The sequence below is a fragment of the Paenibacillus peoriae KCTC 3763 genome (assembly GCF_000236805.1).
Classification (GTDB): Bacteria; Bacillota; Bacilli; order Paenibacillales; family Paenibacillaceae; genus Paenibacillus; species Paenibacillus peoriae.
In genome coordinates this window covers 1-20,675 of sequence record NZ_AGFX01000029.1, presented here as the reverse complement: position 1 = coordinate 20,675, position 20,675 = coordinate 1, and the positions used below count along the sequence as shown (strand labels likewise).

Annotated in this window: 16 protein-coding genes and 2 pseudogenes; 13 read left to right on the top strand and 5 right to left on the bottom strand. The window is 48.4% G+C overall.

The annotated features are described in order from the left end of the window. Positions 1-71 precede the first annotated feature (71 nt). The 8 genes from KQI_RS0115280 to KQI_RS0115240 all read left to right on the top strand — a co-directional run bounded on the left by KQI_RS0115280 (position 72) and on the right by KQI_RS0115240 (position 9,233). Positions 72-3,209: a DEAD/DEAH box helicase gene (locus KQI_RS0115280; protein WP_010347674.1), complete on the top strand. Its 3,138-nt coding sequence runs from the start codon at positions 72-74 to the stop codon at positions 3,207-3,209. 20 nt (positions 3,210-3,229) lie between these two features. Beyond that, entirely contained in the window at positions 3,230-3,943 is a 714-nt protein-coding gene (locus KQI_RS0115275) for a hypothetical protein (RefSeq protein WP_010347673.1), read from the top strand. A 150-nt stretch (positions 3,944-4,093) separates the two neighbouring features. Beyond that, on the top strand, positions 4,094-4,999 hold the full coding sequence (locus KQI_RS0115270; RefSeq protein WP_010347672.1) for a M15 family metallopeptidase: 906 nt from the start codon (positions 4,094-4,096) through the stop codon (positions 4,997-4,999). 96 nt (positions 5,000-5,095) lie between these two features. After that, positions 5,096-5,620 (top strand): hypothetical protein, encoded by a 525-nt coding sequence (locus tag KQI_RS29280; RefSeq protein WP_241763924.1) that lies wholly within the window; start codon positions 5,096-5,098, stop codon positions 5,618-5,620. Beyond that, positions 5,620-5,961, top strand: coding sequence for a hypothetical protein (locus KQI_RS0115260; RefSeq protein ID WP_010347669.1), 342 nt, complete (start codon positions 5,620-5,622; stop codon positions 5,959-5,961). Before KQI_RS29280 ends, KQI_RS0115260 begins: the two co-directional genes overlap by 1 nt. Position 5,962: 1 nt before the next feature. After that, positions 5,963-7,390: a glutathionylspermidine synthase family protein gene (locus KQI_RS0115255; protein WP_029390177.1), complete on the top strand. Its 1,428-nt coding sequence runs from the start codon at positions 5,963-5,965 to the stop codon at positions 7,388-7,390. Positions 7,391-7,545: 155 nt separating this feature from the next. Beyond that, positions 7,546-7,959 (top strand): DUF350 domain-containing protein, encoded by a 414-nt coding sequence (locus KQI_RS0115250; protein WP_010347667.1) that lies wholly within the window; start codon positions 7,546-7,548, stop codon positions 7,957-7,959. A 197-nt stretch (positions 7,960-8,156) separates the two neighbouring features. Then, the gene (locus tag KQI_RS0115240) at positions 8,157-9,233 is read left to right on the top strand and encodes a Gfo/Idh/MocA family protein (protein WP_010347666.1); all 1,077 of its coding nucleotides are present in this window, start codon (positions 8,157-8,159) and stop codon (positions 9,231-9,233) included. A gap of 124 nt (positions 9,234-9,357) precedes the next feature. On the opposite strand, the gene KQI_RS0115235 is transcribed toward KQI_RS0115240, so the two are convergent. After that, the gene (locus KQI_RS0115235; protein WP_010347664.1) at positions 9,358-10,827 is read right to left on the bottom strand and encodes an MFS transporter; all 1,470 of its coding nucleotides are present in this window, start codon (positions 10,825-10,827) and stop codon (positions 9,358-9,360) included. A gap of 164 nt (positions 10,828-10,991) precedes the next feature. Between KQI_RS0115235 and KQI_RS0115230 the strand changes: the two genes are divergently transcribed. Next, the gene (locus KQI_RS0115230; RefSeq protein ID WP_010347663.1) at positions 10,992-11,414 is read left to right on the top strand and encodes a MarR family winged helix-turn-helix transcriptional regulator; all 423 of its coding nucleotides are present in this window, start codon (positions 10,992-10,994) and stop codon (positions 11,412-11,414) included. Between the two features lie 223 nt (positions 11,415-11,637). Here KQI_RS0115230 and KQI_RS26950 read toward each other — a convergent pair whose 3' ends face one another. Further along, the gene (locus tag KQI_RS26950) at positions 11,638-14,790 is read right to left on the bottom strand and encodes a fibronectin type III domain-containing protein (RefSeq protein ID WP_010347662.1); all 3,153 of its coding nucleotides are present in this window, start codon (positions 14,788-14,790) and stop codon (positions 11,638-11,640) included. 567 nt (positions 14,791-15,357) lie between these two features. Here KQI_RS26950 and KQI_RS0115215 point away from each other — a divergent pair. The 3 genes and pseudogenes from KQI_RS0115215 to KQI_RS0115205 all read left to right on the top strand — a co-directional run bounded on the left by KQI_RS0115215 (position 15,358) and on the right by KQI_RS0115205 (position 16,933). Next, entirely contained in the window at positions 15,358-15,816 is a 459-nt protein-coding gene (locus KQI_RS0115215; protein WP_010347659.1) for a phage holin family protein, read from the top strand. Positions 15,817-15,828: 12 nt separating this feature from the next. Beyond that, positions 15,829-16,437, top strand: a pseudogene (locus KQI_RS26945) (glycoside hydrolase family 25 protein); the annotation flags it as partial. Positions 16,438-16,669: 232 nt separating this feature from the next. Next, positions 16,670-16,933, top strand: a complete 264-nt coding sequence (locus KQI_RS0115205; RefSeq protein ID WP_010347654.1) for a holin — start codon at positions 16,670-16,672, stop codon at positions 16,931-16,933. 211 nt (positions 16,934-17,144) lie between these two features. Here the strand turns inward: KQI_RS0115205 and KQI_RS0115200 are convergent, their stop codons facing one another. Further along, positions 17,145-17,426, bottom strand: coding sequence for a hypothetical protein (locus KQI_RS0115200; RefSeq protein ID WP_010347653.1), 282 nt, complete (start codon positions 17,424-17,426; stop codon positions 17,145-17,147). A gap of 12 nt (positions 17,427-17,438) precedes the next feature. After that, a complete protein-coding gene (locus KQI_RS0115195; protein ID WP_411830962.1) occupies positions 17,439-18,065 on the bottom strand; it encodes a hypothetical protein in 627 nt (208 codons plus the stop codon). 281 nt (positions 18,066-18,346) lie between these two features. Here KQI_RS0115195 and KQI_RS26940 point away from each other — a divergent pair. Beyond that, positions 18,347-19,742 (top strand): annotated as a pseudogene (locus KQI_RS26940) (helix-turn-helix transcriptional regulator). A gap of 237 nt (positions 19,743-19,979) precedes the next feature. Here the strand turns inward: KQI_RS26940 and KQI_RS0115180 are convergent. Beyond that, a complete protein-coding gene (locus tag KQI_RS0115180; RefSeq protein ID WP_010347650.1) occupies positions 19,980-20,402 on the bottom strand; it encodes a hypothetical protein in 423 nt (140 codons plus the stop codon). Positions 20,403-20,675 lie beyond the last annotated feature (273 nt).

Genomic DNA, 20,675 nt, shown 5'->3' with positions numbered 1-20,675 from the left:
AAGTTTTGAAAAGAGTCGGTTTTCGTATATGATGAAGAGTAATAATTCAAAAGGCTGGACGGGAGACAGATATGAATCAACCGCTTTATGGAATATGGCTCGGAGATGTGTTTTTTTGCTTTTCTGGTGAGACCTCAGAACCGCGTATAGATGCGTGGAGCAGTGTAATCCGCAGGCTGACGCTGAAGGGAGACCTTCGGCCGTTTCGGCAGGCTGCGTTGCGTCTTGCCGAGGTACGGATACCGAACACTGCTCGTGTGGAGACCGCAGGCAGAGGCGGCAAAAGACGCTCGATGCTGGGGCGCACGCTGGAGGGCTTGGCGCTGGAACCGCGCGAGACGATGGCTTTGTTGACCCGCATGGACGAGAAGGGCTGCGCCGCGTCAGGCATCACACTGGGCGAGGAAATGCAATATTGGCAAAAGGCCGCCTATTTTGCGTTGGAGCTGATGCAGCGGGGCGAAATCGTGCCTTCGCTTACAGAGGCGCGTCCCTCTGGACCGCGCCGTCGTGGCCCGGAGGCGGCGGTCGGGGTGTGGATTCCTCGGCTGCGCCAGGAGGAGGACATCCGCCGCTTTCATGAGCTGGCTGCTGCGATGCCAGCTGTCTGTATGGCAGCTCCCGCTGTCTTCGCGGGCAAGGAGCCGGAAACAAGAGAGGATGCAGCTGGAATCGTGCTATATTCCTTCCTGCGCGCGGTCATCCATGCGGAAACGACCGCGGTACTGGCTGCCTCGGACCGTGAGCTGGGCAGATATCGCGCAGAATATCGGCGCGGAGGATCGCCGCTGGCGGAGCTGTGGTGGAACAGTCTGCTGACAGGCTCACGTCAGGTTGCAATTCAGGGAACGCCTGTCGAGATGGAGGAGTTGGTTCTTCAAGCGTCCTCTCTTGAGGGAAGCGCGATGCCTGTCACGGAGCGGGAGGAGCAGGAACCGATAGAAGGACAGCTGCGTTTGTGCCTTCGTTTGGAGCCTGCCCTGGAGGAGAATGTGAAGGAATGGTGCATCACTTTTTGGGTGGAAAGCGATGCTGAGCCGGGACTGCGACTGCCTGCTCTGACGCTGTGGGCGCATCCTGAACGTGATTTGATTCGCGGCAGAATCGTATATCGCCAAGTACAGGCACAGCTGTTGATGCGGCTCGGACAGGCGGCTGATGCGGCACCTATACTGCTGGAAGCGTTGAATCGTCCTTATCCCGAAGGGCTCATACTGGAGCCCGAGATGTTCTTCCGCTTCCTGACGGAAGCTGTACCCGCTCTGCAAAAGAACGGCATCATGGTGCAAATGCCTTCACGCTGGAGCCGGGAGGGCCGAAGACGTGCAGGCTTGCGGCTCAAAATGCGTTCGACCGAGCGGGGCGCCAAGCCGGATGGTGTGATCACCGATGCGTCGTCGGTCGGTATTAACCGTATGATTTCCTTTGATGCCGAGGCTGTGCTGGGCGATACGACCTTGACGATGGAGGAATTGGAAAGCATTGTCGCGGCGAATTTGCCGTATGTACGTCTCGGAGGGGAATGGATCGAGGTCGATCCCAAGGAAATCCGTCAGGTGCTGCGCTTTATCAAGCGTGGGGAAGACGGCGAAATGACCTTGTCCGAATGGATGCATCTGGCCGCGGAAAATGAAGGCGCAGGCGAGGCCTCATGGAAAGGTCTGTCCATATTCGGCGCGGAATCCGTCGGATTGCTGGCGTCTTTGGCTGAGGGCGGCGTGCTGCGTTCCGTGGAGCCGCGAACTGTGCCGGGGACGTTGCATGGTGCATTACGGCCCTATCAGGAGCGTGGCTTTCAATGGCTGGCTGCGATGCGCGGTTTGGGCTTTGGCGTCTGCCTTGCCGACGACATGGGGCTTGGCAAGACGATTCAGGTCATCACCTGCCTGCTCGATGGAGGGATTGGCGCTGTGGATCAGAGCCCGGCGTTGATCATCTGTCCGACGTCTCTGCTTGGCAACTGGCAGCGGGAACTGAAGCGTTTTTCACCGGATTTGTCGCTATATATTCATCATGGTAACCAGCGACTCCACGGAGAGTCGTTTCAAGAAAGTGTACGCGAGTATGATATCGTCCTCACCACCTATCATCTGGCGGGCCGGGACGGCAGTGATTTATCTGCGGTTTATTGGTCCTCCATCGTACTGGATGAGGCGCAATATATCAAAAATGCACGAACCAAGCAGGCTCAAAGCGTGATGAAGCTGTCTGCACCGCACCGGATTGCCATGACGGGTACTCCGGTGGAGAATCGGTTAAGCGAGCTGTGGTCTATCTTCCAATTCCTGAATCCAGGCTATCTCGGTACAGCGTCTTCGTTTCGTCATCGGTACAGTACTCCAGGGAGTACTACAGGGGAGGAACGCGGGTCTGCGCTGCGTGAGCTGCATCGGCTTGTCTCTCCGTTCATGCTGCGTCGACTTAAAAGCGACCCGGATATACGTAAGGATCTGCCGGAGAAGTTAGAGTTGAAATCCTATTGTGTGCTGACACCGGAGCAGGCCGGATTGTATCGCGGCGTGGTGGATCAATTGCTGGGAACACTTGAAGGGCAGATCGGCATGGCCCGCAAAGGGCTTGTTTTGTCTTCGCTGACCAAGCTGAAGCAGATTTGTGACCATCCGGGTCTGATCGTCCCGGGACGGGCTGATACCGGTAAAACCGAAAACTCGGGCAAAATGGAGCGGCTACTGGAATTGGTGGAGACCATTCGCGAAAATGGCGAATCGGCGCTGATTTTCACCCAATATGTGTCGATGGGCGAATTGCTAGTATCGCGTTTGGCCAAAATCTTTGGCGAAGAGCCGTATTTTCTGCATGGAGGACTGGCGAAAACCAGACGGGACGAAATTGTCCATAACTTTCAAAAGGGAGAAGGCCCGGATATATTTGTACTTTCCCTGCGCGCAGGTGGCGTAGGTCTGAATCTGACGCGTGCCAGCCATGTTATTCACTATGATCGCTGGTGGAACCCTGCGGTGGAAAATCAGGCGACAGACCGGGTATTCCGTATCGGCCAAAGCCGCAATGTACAGGTGCATAAGCTGATTTGCCAAGGCACGCTGGAGGAACGGATTGACGAATTGATTGAGAGCAAAAGGGCGCTTTCCGAGCAGGTTGTAGGCTCTGGTGAACACTGGCTGACCGAAATGTCCGACGATGAACTGCGCGGCCTGATTGCGCTGCAAAATGATGTATGGATTGATTGAGTAAAGAAAGGATGAAGGCGATGACAAGGCCGCGAGTGAAGCTGAAAGTAGCTGACAGTCAATGGGTAGCAGAAGTAGACGTGGACGGGACGGAAGGCAGCTCGGCGGCTGTAGCTGCCCGTTGGACGGGTTCCGTACCTGTACTGAACCCGGAACAGCGGATGGCATGGTTGGAGCAGCTCAAAGCGGAGCCCTGGGACATATACCGTTTCTTGCAGGGGGAGGCCTGTCTCTCACTGGAAGATGTCGTGCAGGCAGCAGCCCAAACAGCCGCTTTCAGCCTAAAGGATGGCATGGGTGCAGCCGACGATGTGAAGAAAGCTCTGCAGGCCGGATTGAAAAGCGAGCCACACTTCTGCCTGGAGCTGATCGGAATGACGCGGGAAGAGCTGCTAGAGTATGTATTCAGCGCTTGGGCCGGAGAGCTGTCCCATGTGCGAGGGACATCCCCCGCACTTGAGCCAAGCTCGCGGTCAGAGGGCGGACGCGGCGGATCGGCGGCGATTAGCGAATGGATTGCTGAATCTGCCGCCGAGGGAGCATTGCACCGTCCTGGTGCGGGTTTTCATGCGATTGAGATTCGTCTTCCGCAGAAGCTTGCTGCCAAGAAAGAAGCGGATATTACGGCGTTGCTGCCGGGATTACCCCGCGCGGAAGAGGCATTGAAGCTCATACGTGAGCGTGTAGCTGAGCGCGCGCGAGCCGCAATTCCGCAAAAACGTCATACTCCGTAACAATTCGGGTCTATACTTCCTTTTTCGGGCATATTCACCTGCATCGAACCGGATAACGGCTTCGAAGAGTGTCGAAAGTTCAGTTACAATAGGGGAACGGAAAGTGATAGCAAGTCATGCATCAATTGCGATATTGGAGGAGATACCAGCATGAAACGACATATGCAACAGACGCGACCCCCTCAGCGCTGGATGAAGGCGCTTATTCCGGGCCTGATCCTGCCGGGGCTCCTACTGGCGGCCTGTCAGCAGGGAGGCTCAGGTGGACAGGAAAGCGAGCCGTTGAAGTCATCAACTACGGTACAGGAAAATGCACAACCTTCCACCCAGCCGGAGGCGGACAACAGCAGTACTGGCACAGGACAAGCTTCCGCAGGTACAGAAAGCGGACAGGCTGATTCTGTGATGGCCATGCGAAGCCAGAGTGCGCTGCAGACCACGGTTAAGGAAGAGGGTGGAACTGCGATTGTTACCAATGCGACGTCTGACACGGTCGTTGTTAACAAACAGCGCAGTTTGCCTGAGGGCTATACCCCGGATGATCTGGTAGAGCCGCAGGTGCTTTTTTCCTTCGATGGGCCGCATGAGAAACGGCATATGCGCAAGGAAGCGGCAGAGGCCTTGGAGAAATTGTTTGATGGTGCCAAGAAGGACGGCATAGAGCTGCGTGCAGTATCGGGATACCGTTCCTATAAGCGTCAGGTTTCTATTTTCAACAATAATGTAAAGACCAAGGGTGAGGCATATGCCTCTCAGGTCAGCGCCGTACCGGGGACGAGTGAGCATCAGACGGGATTGGCGATCGACGTATCCAGCCCGAGCGTAGGCAATGAGCTGGAGCAAGTCTTTGGCGCTTCCAAAGAAGGCGAATGGCTGGCGAAGCATGCGCCGGAATACGGATTTATTATTCGGTATATGAAAGATAAGGAAGATGTGACTGGTTATGTGTACGAGCCTTGGCATATCCGTTATGTGGGAAAAGACATTGCCGAGGATGTAGCCAAGCAAGGGTTGACGTTGGAGGAATATTTCGACGATAAGAATATCAAGCTGTAGCAGCCAAAAAACAAAGAAAGCCGTAATCCTGTGGGATTGCGGTTTTTTACATATTTTTCTTCCAAATTGAACCTTTTCAAGGTAGAATCTCGTATAGTGAATGACGACAGAAGCGTACAGGAAGGGAAGGGAATCATCATTTATTATTCATTAACATACCGGGAATGGTCAGAAGATACACAAAAGGAACTGCGCAGCCTGACACGGGAATCGGTATCGGAAGATGAGCTGTTTCTGCGCAAGCTTGTAGACGCCACGCGTCTCCATGACAAACTATGGGCGCATACCTCGAATGAAAGTGAGGATCACACAGAGCATTCCGTCTATGTGACCGAATTTACAGGGGAACGTGCGAAGCCTTACGGTGCGTCGATTACGGACCTCGTGCTGGCAAGTGAGGGGGGTTACACCTCCACGTTCAGCGCAGTTTACTGGGTATGGCATGAGCCTGCGTTCCGTAGTATGGAGCATCGGGAAGGATCGGTATTTACGTTGGAGCTGGCCCAGCGTCTATTGGATCATTTTACGGTGCTGGATGGCACAACATATGAATTTATTTATTCAGTGCTGGACCCGCAGCTGAAAAAGGTACATTTGTTTGTGAAGGAGGTCGATCTGTGATGGAGCACTCTTGGGAGAACATCAAATCCAAGCCCGGTTCTCGTACACGGATGGCGGCCTTTGCTCTGATGCTGGCTGTGCCCGCCGCTCTGACGGGCTGTGGTGACGATGAGTATTATGATTGCGATGAGCTTCCTGTATCGGAACAAACAGCATGTCGGGATGCAGGCAGCAGCGGATATTACTATGGCGGATCGACCTATTATAGTGGAGGCTCCTCCTATAATAGCAGTCGTCGTTCTTCTTCAAGCTCTTATCGCAAGAGCTCATCTTCATCTTCCGGCTCGCACAGCGGCTTTGGCAGCAGTGGCTCGCGTAGCGGCTTTTTCTCTGGAGGTTAAGATGAGTATGCGTACCATTCGGCAATTGCCCTATGATCATGACGAGCTTTTTAACGGTGAAATCAGCCACAGGATTCCGTACCATCGCATGTACGGCAAATCCTATTGTGTGCCCGCGTTAACGATGTATGAGAAAACCGAACTGACAGAGCTTCAGGCTGCGGCTGCGGCGGTACATAACATCTATCGCAAGGTTCAGCACTTCGTTCAGCGCTATATGCCGGATGAGTATCTGGTGGAACGATTGGGTATCCATCCGGGCTTGTTGCGTGCTGCACGCATGGAGGCCGCGCCGGATGGAATTACCCGACAGGACTGGATTGTGGGAGAAGCGGGTATCAAGTGTATTGAGAATAATACGGACACCACAACTGGAATCCCTGAGGCAGCCTATCTCGAAGGGAAGCTGCTGGAGATACTGAATGAGGGCGGAGGATCACGGGAAGATACTGCCCTAGTGGGACCGTCTTCTGGAATGGATGAAGCGATTCAGCGTGCGATGACTGATTTGATTCATTTTTATAGCAGCAGGGGATTAGGCACAAAAGTGTATTTTACTTGCTATGATTGGCATATCGAGGATCAGACAAACACGAAATATATCATGCGCTTGTGTGAGCAGGCCGGGTTTGAAGTGGTTTATGCGCCTTTGGAAGAATTGGAAATTATACCGGGCGAAGGATTGTATCACCGGGGAGAACCCATACATATCCTCTATCGTCTGTATCCGCTGGAATATCTGATTGATGACCGGGAAGAAGACTCGGGGCTAGAGGTAGGGCAAGCTTTAATGGATATGGTAGCAGACGGTAAAATAGGATTAATCAATCCGCCGCAGCATATTATTACCCAAAGCAAGGGGTTCACCGCAACCGTATGGTCGCTGTATGAGCGCAATGAGCAGACACCAGAGTTTTGCGGCTTTCGTTTGTTTGACGACCGGGAGCTGGAGGTGATACGAACCTACCTGCTGCCCACGTATTTTGAGCCCACGGTGTTTATGCAAAATAAAGAGCCTTATGTGGCCAAAGGAATATGGGGCCGGGAGGGAAAAGGGACGCATCTGATTGAGCCTGCCGATACCGAAAATAAGCTGGAAGTTCCAGCTCTGACGGAACAACTGGCGAAGGCTGCTCCATCTAACGACTCTGACGACCCTAATGAAGCAGATGCCCCGCTAACGCCTGAGCAGGAGGAAGCCGCACATATTGCTGCTTATTATGAAGGCCAGCCCAAGATTTATCAGCGGCTATGGCCTATGCAGAGCGCAGAGGTGCAGACCGAAGAAGGGCTATACCATGGCTACGTGCTGACAGGCGTATTCGTCATCGGGGGGCGGTTTGCAGGCATCCTGCCGCGGATTGGGGAAAAGGTTACCGGCGATATGGCCTATTATTGCGCAGCCGCCGTACCGGCCGCATTCTCATGAGTCATCTGGGCGTTCTTAGCCTTTTCACGTGATTAATAAGTATTGGAACATAGCTATGTATAGTGTTAAGTATGCATATGCTTAAGTGTCTCTATGGTTAAATATCCATGATGTTAAGTATCCATATGGTTAAGTATCTATAAGGAGGAAGAAGATTGGACTCACAAATCAGCTTAGGCAACGCATTGGGCAATGTAGGCATCGGCCTGCTTATCCTGTTTGCCATTTTAATCTTAGGTTATTTTGTGTTCAGCTTGCTGACGCGTTATAACGATAATGAAGAAATTGCACGCGGCAATGAGGCGGCAGGCATCTATATGGGAGCAAAGCTGTTAGGTCTGTGTATTATCGTGGGCATGGTGTCATACAGCAGCCACTCATGGCTCGATATGCTGATTTGGTCAGCCGTAGGCATAGTAGTGCTGTGTCTGGTCTATATTATTTTTGATCTGTTGACCCCACGTACCAAAGTGTGTGAGGAAATTGCCAAAGGCAATGTGGCTCTGGCGCAACTGCTGCGTTCGATCATCGTCGGGGTGTCTTTTGTGGTAGGCACGTTTTTGATGTAGCCGGTACAGATTGGTATAGAGAAGATGTATAAAAGGATCTGCAAAACCGGACAGCGGAATTGCAGATTTTTTTATTATTATGGATATCCGTCGCTTTTGTAGGGACTATTCTGCAGGGCTACGGGTGATACTGCATAGCAAAAAGGAAATTTGCTGCAGGCATAAAGCCAAATTGCAGAGAAGGGAATCCAGATAACATGAGTACCTCCATCTCCTCAACCAAACTCATTCGCATAGGTGTCATCGGCCTTGGCCTGATCGCTGAATATCATATTAGATCACTGCATAGAATCTCGGGGGTTTCTATTGCAGCCATTAGTGATGTGGACTCCAATCGCCTTCAACTGCTGGGTAAGCAATTGCAACTTCCTGCTGCTAAGCAGTACCCCCATTATGAAGCCTTGATCCGTGACCCAGAGGTGGATGCGATTCTGTCGCTGACACCCAACGATGTGCATTTTGACATTATTCGTATTGCGCTGGAAGAACATAAAGCCGTCCTGGCGGAAAAACCGTTGACTCTCACGTGGGAGGAAGCAGAGCGGCTAAACAAGCTGTATACAGCGAACCCGGTGCCTTTTCTGGTTCATTATAAGCATCGTTACGGCGCGGCTTTCCAATATGCTAAGCAACTGCTGGATGAACACAAGCTGGGCAACATCTACAACATTCAATTTCGGTATCTGATGGATGCATTCTCACCATATCATCAACATCCGTATACATGGCGCCATAATTTAGCCAAGGCAGGCTCCGGGGTTGTGGGCGATACAGCCTCACATATTGTTGACCTGGCTCGTTTTCTGGTGGGTGAATTTAAAAGTGTCGCAGCGCTGCTGCATACGATTACACCCGAGCGTCCCGATCTGGCCACAGGTTTGCCTGTAAAGGTGGATGTGGAAGACTTCGCTTCCTTTCATGGGATTGTGGGCGATAATACGGTCGGTACATTCATCACCCACAAAAATGCCATTGGCAAACGCCACGATATCGAAGTGGATATCTACGGCGAACTCGGTGCGCTGCACGCCAGTCTCAACAACCGGGGAAATATCCGCATTGTGCTGCGTGACCCCGAGCATCCGGATGCCGAATACGAGACTTGGACAGTCCCTGCAATCTATGATCATACGGCCTATGGAGACTTCGTGAAGCTGGCAAGGGGAGAGTCCGTGGATCGTGCTCCATTGTTCGAGGACGGATACAAAAACCAGTGGGTCCTTGAAAAAATACTGCAATCCTGGAGAGAGAACGGGCGCTTAGTGGAAGTGTAGGGGGCAAGCATACCAAACTGTGGTCCACAAGATGGAGTCCTGAAAGGAGTGACCCTCTTGCGGATCACAGTTCTGCTCGGTTTGCATCAGTTCAAATGAACCCTGCTTCGATCTTTTGAAGTCTTTATCTCTGTTCTTGCCGTACCTTTGCCCGTCTAGCCCTGATCAGCCGCCAGCCTGTTAGCAATGCCCCCACGAAGCAGATGGACGCGGATGTCATGAAAACCACATGCATCCCGGCCAGAAAGATTTCCGGGTGACCTGGAATTAATCCGGTGATACGATAACCGGCCTCTTTGCTCATAATATAAAACAGGATGGACGTGGCCAAAGTGATTCCCACCACCATACCAACGTTACGAACCAGCGAGTTGACACTTCCAGCTGAGCCGAGCTGCGTACGAGGGACCTTGGACATAATCAGCGAATTGTTAGGCGATTGGAATAGACCACTGCCGATGCCCAGCATGGCGATCCACAGACCTACAAACGGAACGGGACTGCCTGCATGGAGGCGAGCCAAACCAATCTGGGCAATTGCCATGACCACAAGCCCGGCAAATGTGAGTAGTTCAGACCCAATTTTATCGGAAAGCGCACCACTGAGGGGGGCGACGATAACCATGGAGATGGGAAACAGCATCAGCAGGAACCCGGCATAAAAAGGCGACAAATTCAGCATATTCTGCGCATAAAAGGGCGAAATGATGTTAAAGCAGAAGTTAGCGACGAAGACGAGAAAAGCGCACAATATACTGAGCGAAAACAACGGGTTTTTGAATAATCCGAGCTGTAACAGCGGCTGTGGACGACGAATTTCCAAGCGAATGAACACGACAAAAGCAATCACAGCGACCACCAGCGAAGCGATAATACGATTGTCTCCATATCCGACCTGCTGCCCCAGCAGCAATCCGGCGAATAAAGCGAGAATAAAAACAGCAAACATCAAGCTGCCGGGAACGTCGATCTTTTCTTTTACCTTGATCAGGTCCTTCGGCAGTAGCTTCCAGCCCAGAAGGACAGCCACCAATCCTATCGGTACATTGACCCAGAAAATGTACTGCCAGCCCAGCGAGGAGACAATAATCCCGCCCAAGCTCGGTCCGGCGATGCTGCCTAGGGATACGAAGGTTCCGATAAGGCCAAGCGCTTTGCCTCGTTCATAGGACGGAAAGATATCCGTAACGATCCCTTGGCTGTTGGCCATGGTCATGGACGCCCCAATCGCCTGAATGATACGTGAGATCAACAGCAGGGACAGCGAAGAGCTAAGACCACACAACAGTGAGCCGAGAATGAACACGATCGTACCGATCTTGAATATTTTGATTTTACCGACCATATCTCCGAGCTTGCCAAAGAATAAAATAGCTGTACATATAGCCATCAAATAGGCGGTTGTCACCCATTCAATCTGGGCTACCGGTAAATGTAACGTGCGTGACAACACGGGGAGAGCAATATTGATGATGCTTCCATCCAGCGTGGACATAAACGTAAACAGATTCAAGACGACCAAAATCATCCAACGTTTCTTCTGGATTTCGCTATTTTCCTGATATGTTGCTGCGGCTGTAGCGGTTGAACTCATAATTAGCACCTCTTCATCGTTGTCCATTACTATTTAGTTGCGTATGCAACTAAGTAACGGTTCTAGTGTACTGCAAATTAGTTGCGTACGCAACAATGTTATTGTAAACTTGGCTTTGGTCCCACCTGCGGATTTGAAATTTGTAAGCCGATGAGGTGTATTTGATGAAAAAAAAACCGATTGGAAAGTTGATTTCCCAACTACAGCGCCGAAATCAAAAAATATTGTCCAAAAAATTGGCTCCATACGGAATCGGCAGTGGCGGCCAGCACAGCTTTTTAAAGCTTATTCTGCAGCGTCCTGGCATTACACAGGAACAATTGACGAATGAACTCAAATTTGACAAGGCAACTACAGCACGTTCGGTGAGACATTTGGAGGAATCCGGCTACATTGAGCGACAAACGGACCCGAATGACCGTCGTTCCCATCTCTTGTCGCCAACGGCCAAGGCATTAGCATTTTCTCCAGTCCTGCAAGGAATCCTGGATGAGCTCAATGCTGGTCTTGTCCGCCATTTATCTGACGAGGAAGAAGACCTTCTTATCGACTTACTGCAAAGGATTAGTATCGACACCGATGAATAAAGAAATACGGAGTCGAAAAAGCAGTTATCTCAGAGGATGCTCTGCGATAACTGCTTTACGGATCTCAGTACCAATCTTTAAGCTGCAAGTCTTGTAGATTGGATTAATGGAGGCGAACCGCGGCTCAGCAAATCCACAATCCGCCGCCGTGTGATGCTGAAATTATTTGGGGAGGTCGCATAACCTGTCCGCTCGCAAGAGGTGGCCGTTACTCCAGCGACAGCTACCTTGTAACACTTGCATCAGTAGCTGGCCCCGATAATAATGTGCGCGTTACGCTCGGCCCGTGTCCGGTCCATTTTCCAAAGGTCACCTGGTTCCGAGGAAGGGTGGTATTTTTTGTACCGGTAAAACCTGTGGAGCCGCTAAGTCCGCCTGCGCCGGACGCATATTTCAGAATCTCGCTTCCCGCTTCTACCGAGATTGTATAAGGAGTGTTGGGAAGAAATCCGGCAGTGGAAAGCACATAAGTATGTTGCCCCGGTTGAACAGTTGGTTTCGCGTTTGCTTGAACTGCTCCGCCGCCTACAGGTACGCCGTTAACCAAGATGCGGTAGCCAGCAAATCGTGCGGTATCGCCATTGGAATAATCCGTTACGTCTTTTTCGTTCCATGTGATGGTCATATCTTGCCCAATCCACTTGCCGCCGCTGACGGTAAGCTTGCTGTCAGGAGCCCACTTTGGAATCTGCATTAAAGTGCCGGGAACGGTAGTGATCGTAACCGGACCCCACTGAGGCCCCTCCTGTCCAATCCAGTTGATGGCTTTCATCGTAACATCATAGGTCACGCCATCATCCAGCCCCCACAGCGAATAACCTTTCCGGGTGGAGGTGTCAAAATAGGCCTTGTATTTTTTGGTAGCATATTTAGGATTTTTCGGCGTTGCCGTTAGCTCATAATAATGCACGCCGTAGACAGCATCGGTAACGGTATTCCAAGCGAAATCCTGCCAGGAAATGCCCGTGATATCTGCAGCTTTGACTCTAAAATTTGGCGAAGTAGTCGAAATCGTGGATCCACCAAGCGTTGCAGCACCCGTGGTTACCGACGCCTCCAGCAGTTTCCCATAGGAAGCGTTTGTACCTATCGTCTCCGGTCGGACCGCAACTTTGTAAGAGGTGCTTGGGCGCAGCGCGATTACCGTGGACTGCGGACCCGATCCCATACTCGCTACAATCTTGTTTTGCTGATAGCCATGGCCATCCAGCATATCAACCAACACAACGTACTGCGTCGCATTACCGATGGCGGGCCAAGTTAAAGTGATATTATTAGTATTGGCCGTCACGGTTAGTGCGCCACTCGCATTCAGCGCATCCGGCTTGCGGTCGGTGGTCTTGTCGACATTCTCGATCGTAACGTTTTTGCTGTTTGTGGTGGTAATGGCATTTTGAAGACCTGTAATGTTGCGGAAGGTAACATCCGACAAGCCATTTATCGCAATCGTACCGCCAGTTGATCCTGAATAGTTTAAGATCTTGATATCCTCGAACTTGAAATTGCGCAGCACCGGGCTTTTAGCATAGTCGGAGCTGCCGGGTGCCGCCGCGCTAATCAGCGGTATGGTAGTGTTTGATACCGTCATATTGCGTACCAGAATGTTTTCGAAAGTTAGCGGCTGCTCGCTTTCCGGACCGAAAGCTGTGCTGGCGTTGCCGTCGCTGTAGGATGTGTCAATTACAATCGTACTGTTTGCAGTAGCGACAGTATAATTGACCGCATTATCACGCACTGCAATATTGCGGATGCCGCCGCCGGTGGTAGCGCCAGACTTTATACGCAAGGCGCCTTTGCTTCCTGTTTCGCTCGTATTATAGACGTTCTCTTCCGCGACCATATCGCCGATCCAACCGCCGGTATGGCTGCCTATCGCCAACAGGCCACCATGGCCGTTGCGTACAAAGTTATTGACAACGCGGCCCTCTCCACTTGCCACTTTGTTAGCCGAATTGCGTACGACCGTGCCCTGACCGGCTGCAAAGTTGATGGCGTCGTCGCCGGTATCCCAAAAGCTGTTCATGACCATAAGATCAAGGCAGTCACCAAACTCGACACCGTCGCCGTTGTTGGCGTCGAAACTCATCACAGAGACGCCGTTCACAGTAATCTGTTCGGACTGATAGTTGACGATTCCGTGGAATGCCGGATTATAGAAGGTCAGCCCTTCGTAATACAGGCCATGCACACCGCGCGCTACCGTCAGGTTGGGGCGGGCATTGTAGAATTGGGTGGTACCGGCATTCGGTGTTTGATCCTGACGAGACTGCCACATCGCATCAGCCGCGAGGATGCCTCTTACCGAGGCGGAATCAGCTGCGCTATTATTATCAACATTGGTGTTGTTGCCTTCCTGGTAGTTCGGCAAACTCCAGCCATTTCCGGTTGGATCTGCGAAATCGGGAGATGGATCATTCGCCGTTTTGGTCTGTAAGCCGCTTCCGGTGGTATTCTTCCATCCGTTGCCGTCTATTGCGCCCTTGCCGACGATACGGATGTTCTCCAAGGAACCATAGTCCCAGGTTACAGCATTCAACAGGCCATATGTCCGGATATCCTGTGAATAAGGATAAGCCAGAAGGCTGCGCGAGTAGTGGTCAAAAACAGGAGAACCGAAAAGCACAGCCCCTTTTTCAATTTCGAAGGTCATATTGCTGTGCAGAAACAATGCACCGCTTGTATAATACCGAGGCGCCGCATTGTCTCCGCTTCCCTTCAATACAACCTTGCCGCCTGGAGGGGTGGCGTCGATCGCAGCCTGTATCGCGGCGGTGTTGTATTCAATTTTCTTTATAACCGTTGCATTGTTGTTTGCGTGCCGAATTTTATAGTCGGCATTGACGCCAGAAATAGAGGTAATATAGCTTGCGCCATAGTTGGCGGCGTCTATGACGATAGGTGTAGCTGCGGTTGAAAAGATAAGCGGCGCGCTAAAAGCAGACGTTGTCTTGTCGGCGTAAACGGCCCGCACCTTAAACTCATAATTCGTCTTTGGTGCTAGATCGGTCGCCGTAAAGGAAAGAATACTGACCCGATGATGCTGTGCGCTCAATTTCCCGTAAAATGCGTCCATGTACGCATTAACATAGGAGTAATTCTCTTTGAAATTATCGCTTGCAAGACCGAGACTGACTCCATCCTGGAATACCTCATAGTCCACGATTTTTACTGCACTTGTGTAATAGTCGTCCGGCTTTTCCCAGGTAAGTACAATTTTTGATTCATCAAATGCTAATGGAGGTACGGATAATTTTTGCGGCGCCCCGGAATAGCCGCCCTCTGCATGAGCAGGCACAGGCATTACCGGAAATAAACCTACTACCAGTAGAGCCAGTACGAGCATGAAGCTGCAAATCATATTGGTGTTCTTCTTCATTTTCATTTCCTCCTTTTATTAAATTTGTTAGCCTCTTTATTCCCCTCTCATATTTACTTGGATTGCTAATAAGTACAGCTACAATACTATTAAAGCGCATTTATAGAATGAAAAAAATACATTATCTCACAACTTTGTAATACTGCCTGTCTAATGGGGGGATTTGTTCGAATTTCCGCAGGAAAGAGTTTATGGAATGGAATGTAACAGCGTGGTCTCAACAATCCAGGCTTGTAGACATGATGTCTACAAGCTCTAGTGAAGTTTGACCCTTAATAATTTCATGTCTACATTTTTGCGTAATATAAAGCAAAAAGCTGCTTACTGATCGTTTTTTTAAATGGAGGCGAAGCTTTATGTATGGGTTCCTGTTGAACATGTGGATTATGAAAAAGGTCGATGAACAGCGGCTAATTTCATACACTCCAAAATTAATTAGCGAAGATGAACGAAAAGCGATTTTAGCAACTCAGCAAAATGATTAATCAGCGCCCCCATTGGGATGCGCTATTTTTATGCCCCGGGAGTGGTCGGGGGCTTATATTACGTCAGGAGGGGGGAAATGGTATGAATGAAAAAGTCGATCAGGTGGTAAAAGGCTTGTCCGCGGGGGCCATGATTGGCTATTTTTTCGGGGGATGGACAACGTTGCTGACCCTATTATGGTGGATGGTCATTATTGATTTCTTCACCGGATGGGCTGCAGCTTGGATTAATGGGGAGTTGAAAAGCAGAAAAGGGTTTTATGGCATAGCCCGTAAGGTGGCCATTTTCTTATTGGTAACCGTAGCGCACCTAATTGATCGTGTTCTTGGGGATTCACATTATTTCCGGGATGCGGTCATTTTCTTTTATTTGGCGAATGAACTGTTATCCGTCATTGAAAATGTAGGCCGCATGGGTGTACCTATGCCGGATGTTTTACGCAATGCCGTGAAAATATTTGAATCCCGTTCCCAGGTGACTAAAAAACCACTGAACCCGGAACCAGACAAAAAAGATCAGGGGCAGAAGCCTAACACATAAGGAGGAATTACAATGCAAACACGTAAGACAGGGAATGCAAAGGGTATCGACGTATCCCGTTACCAGGGAATGATTGATTGGAAGTCGGTAAAGGCGGATGGTATCTCGTTCACTTTTATTAAGGCCAGCCAAGGGCAACGTTACGTCGATCCGACATTTATTACAAATGCAAAAGGAGTCAGAGCAGCCGGGGTATTGCTGGGAGCATACCATTTTGTCGATGCAACCAGCGTTGAGGCTGCAAAAGCGGAAGCGCGGCATTTTGCCGAGGTATTGGAGCAGGTTGGCGGAGCGAAAGGGCTTGACCTTCCAGCGGTGATGGATTATGAAAACAATCCCGGCAACCTGTCCAAAACGCTTATTAGCACGGTGGCATTAGCCTTCCTGTTGGAGCTGGAACGCCTCACGGGGTGTAAACCTATCATTTATACGGGCAATGCCTTTGCTGCTAACTTTAACGCCTCATTGGGCGGTTACCCACTATGGATAGCCCGGTACAGTGATACTCGCGTCCCAAGCGACACGGTGACGTGGAAATGCTGGGATATTGGCAATACAGCGATAGCGGCAAGGTAGCCGGGATAAAAGGGAACGTGGACCTAAACGAATTTGACGGAACAATTGACCAGCTACGAAATTGGACCAATAAGAAAGGGGAAAATAAAGTGCCAGAACAACAGAGAGACATTAACAAGGTTAGCCCTTGGGCAGCGGATGTATGGGAGGAAATGACCAAGAATGGTTACTTTGATGGAGCACGTCCCGGCGCTGCAATTACGCGGGAAGAGGCTGCTGCTGCTCTTAGTCGTCTACGAAAAAACATTCTCAAGGGGGATAAGTAATTATGGAAATCATGAATCAAGTTTTAGCTTTCGCTTCGGTTTTGGCCGTGATCGTTATTTCATTGGTGCAGCTAGTGAAGAAGACAATTAACTTGCCTGCTAATGTAGTGCCTGCTGTGGGCGTAGTAATCGGCCTGTTGATTGGTTGGGCGGCTTCGCCGTTTACTGATTTAGATATTACACTGCGCCTGTGGGCTGGTGGCCTTGCTGGGCTGTCCGCGACTGGACTATTTGAGCTGGCATTTAAGAATAGACCGGGCAGTACGAAGGAATGATATAGCTGTTTAAAATGAGTAAACACCCTATCGGCTTCTGGCTGATAGGGTGTTTTTTTGTTTTATATTGCTCACATAGATTTACCATAAAGATTTGGCATGTAAGACAAAAGCCCTCCACTAAAGGAAGGCTTTTGTCTTTGGACGCTGTGTTATGGCATTTACAACAATTCAATTGTAATGTGATGCAGGGAAAGTCAATTTACAGTTCTCAGCCTTTTTTTGTTTTATTACCTCTGCCTTTTCTCCAGCCATACAGGATGCGTCCAATAACAAGAGCAGAACCAAGTAAAACGACTGTATAGTGCCAAGTCCACTCTTGTATGCCACCGAGAAGGACAGGAGTGATGCCTAACGCCAGTGCGATCACTAATCCTATAATTGTTACTACATCAGGCGCTTTACTACCTTCTCCTTGTCTTTTCTTAAAGCTATTAAATAGTATGTTGCCAGCAATGATTGCAATAAAAAGGACAACCAAATAGATATTCATATATTATGCTCCTTAGTTACTTGTAACTTCAAAGTATCCGGGGTGAAAATTAATAGTTACACCTCTTCCTAGATCGTGAGCCTTCAACCGACCTAGCACCACTGAAACTCCAGTAGTAAGTATCGCCGATGGTACGATTGTTCCTTGCAAGCCGGGGATTGCCGCAAGAATTGCAAATACAAATGCAGAGGTGTCTCTTGTATTCTCAATAACATTTATTTGTTCCTTTGTCTCATAATCCGAGAGTGTCAATGCATATCCCCACCAGTACCAATTGCCGTACATATTCGTACCAATCTCTTGGTAGTCAGGATTTACGATAAGTTCTCCATTTTTTGTCTGTAGAATCCCTTTTTTGAGCTGCTCATTTACAGACTTAATTGCTTTAGAGTAGTTATCAAAAACTCTCTCGCTTACAACCTCTTTTGCAGCAGGATCAAGCGTGTACAGATTCCCATCCAGTTTTATGAATTTTTCAATATCTGTGATAGCGTTAAATGTTTCGGCGTCTAGGCTCACTTGTTTTACTTCTTTACTTGCTTGTTCTGCACTATGCTGGGTGGGAGCGGCTGATGCGGCTAAAGGAGCTACTGCGGTAAGAGCCAAGACACCTGTAAGGATAATTGCTGTTTTCTTCATCTTTAACAAATTGACGTACGTCCTTTATGGTATAATTTGTATTGCTGAGCCAGCATACCACAAAATGAGGAATAATTTGTGCATTTGTATTAATAAAATGGAAAAATGATACTATAGTACTATTTGTCTTACAGTAATCGACAATATTCGAAAAATAAAATTTATTAGAATATTACATGACACAAATTTCAAAAGTTATTGACAACTGTTAAATTTTGGACAACAATAGAATGCAATAATATAAAAAATTTTGGAATTTTTATGTGAAGGGTGGATATGGCATGAGCATACACCTACGATCTCAGTAGAGTTTGAAGATTATTTAAAACAAAATCACATGACGTTGGCACAATTTGCGGAAAATTCAGGGGTTCATCCAAGAACGCTTAGCAATTGGATTACTCAGCATCGTCCTGTTTCTGTACAGCAGCTTGACCGAATCACTTTGGCTATGGGTTTACCGGAAGGCTACTTTTACGACCTTTACATAGAAAACTACATCATCGAACGTTCCCCTAATATGAGTCGAATTGAGCCAATGCTATATCGATGTGCGGAGTTGGACAAGCTGGATGCGATCCGACGAATTGTTGGACATATTATGGACAATCTGTTGTATTCGCTCAAACTATTCAACATTGCGGAAACGTTATTCGCGCAGGGATGGCATACTGCTGCGCTGTTGCTCTATGAGAATGTAGCAGAAGTTGAAAAGTATCAACATTCTGAACGCTTGGCACTCTGCCAGTATCGCCTGTTTACAATTCAAATTGGTGACGACCAAAGCCGCAACCTCAGAGCAGCTACACTGTTTGAACCCTTTGTGGAACGTCTGGATGAAATAGACCAGCTTGACGCATTGAAGGATTTGGCGAACGTATACAAATATTTGCGTAAATGGGATAAAATTGATGAAATGGCAAAAAAATGAGAACTAAAGCGGAAATCCAGTATAGTTTACAGCACCAGGAAAAACGAAAGTCCCGCGATAATGAAAAGAGAACAAGGGGGCCGTTATTTGGTTACATTGCATATGCTGACCTGTTGTTGACAGGTGTCTCGGAGGCTCAAGGCGATTACCAACAAGCTTTACGATATACATACGCCTATACGGATTTGGATTGGGTCTTAGAGAAGGACGAAGAAACCCAACATTGGGTTAATTTATTCAAGCACTGGTCTGAAGGTAATATTCACTACTATAAGCTTTTATCAGGCGATATAAGTGTGCTTAACGATTATGTTGAATATATAGCTGCAGCAACCAATGAGGCTGACAAAGAATTGGTTACTATGCTTCTGAACTTAATGTTTGCTGCTAACCGATATCAGTTGGATGTGAATCACATACTTAAACGTTTTGAAACGGTTATTGACTCTTTCGTGTCACAGGGGGAGTCATCATCAGATATGTATACTCACCAAGTAGTTCCAGAACAATCAACGCGTTTTAAATACGAATTAGCTAAGTATTACTTAAATAGAGGTAGATACCCAATTGGCTTTAAGTATTTGTTAGACGTCTTATCTAAATCATTAGTCATTAATAAAGAAGCTTTTTTTATTAGGTGCATAAGATTATTTGAACAGTTTAAAGAATTTGCAGACGTTAAAATTTATTTAAAGTACGAAAACTTAGTTAGTGAAGGGCAAAAGGAAAAATTATTTTATTATTAGCAATGATTTATATTTTCAGGTGTTATATTATAAACCATGGTTAAATATTGAACAAATACAATTCCACCTGTCATCAGATTATTCAACTTCATGATCCAATAGGAGGATTCTAAATCAAAAGCTCTGCTAACCTTTATGGTCGGCAGAGCTTTTTTTGTTATTATGGCGAGGTACACCTGCCGTGCATCCTCAATGAATTTTAGATCAAACTGTCCGTTGATTGCTCCAGGGCTTTTTTTACGAATCGCGCTTCCAACTATATGGAGTAACGTAATCAGCTTCGATTTCATCGCACAATTTTCTAACTTGTTCTTTGTTGCTAAGTCTAATATATTTAGAGACTTCCATAAATTTTTCTCGGACCTCACTGTCGAAATATTCCGCTAACATTTCCACACCAGATGCGTCATCTTCCTGTGACTTCTGGTTTGCATCTCCGTTAAAGTAATGTCTCGCTTGTTTCAAAGTAGAAGCAATGAACTCTGTTTCTTTATCAACATATACAATATCGTCCTGTGGGCCTTTAGAATTTTCGCTGTTAGATGTTTGTTTTTGTTTAGGAACAGACGGAACACTATTAATGTTTGTTGTACATCCTGAAATGATGAGGATGAATACAACTAGAAAAATAACTGTTACATGTCTGTACTTATGTCCCAAATTCCTAACCCTTCTTATTAGTTCTTTTGATACGGATAGTCTATCAAACATAGGAATATTTTTCTATAAATATTCAAAATGTCCCACGCACACTATAATATTAACAACATATACGGAAGCACCGTTGTGCGATCTGAAAGCATCGGTAGCACTCTGCTGGCTCAAGCTGATGGGGTACTTTTTTGTTTACCTAGAAGTCCATACCCAAAACAAGACCTCGCATAGCCTGTGGAGTAAACAAAGGAGGCGCACCATGTGAGGGGAACAGAAATA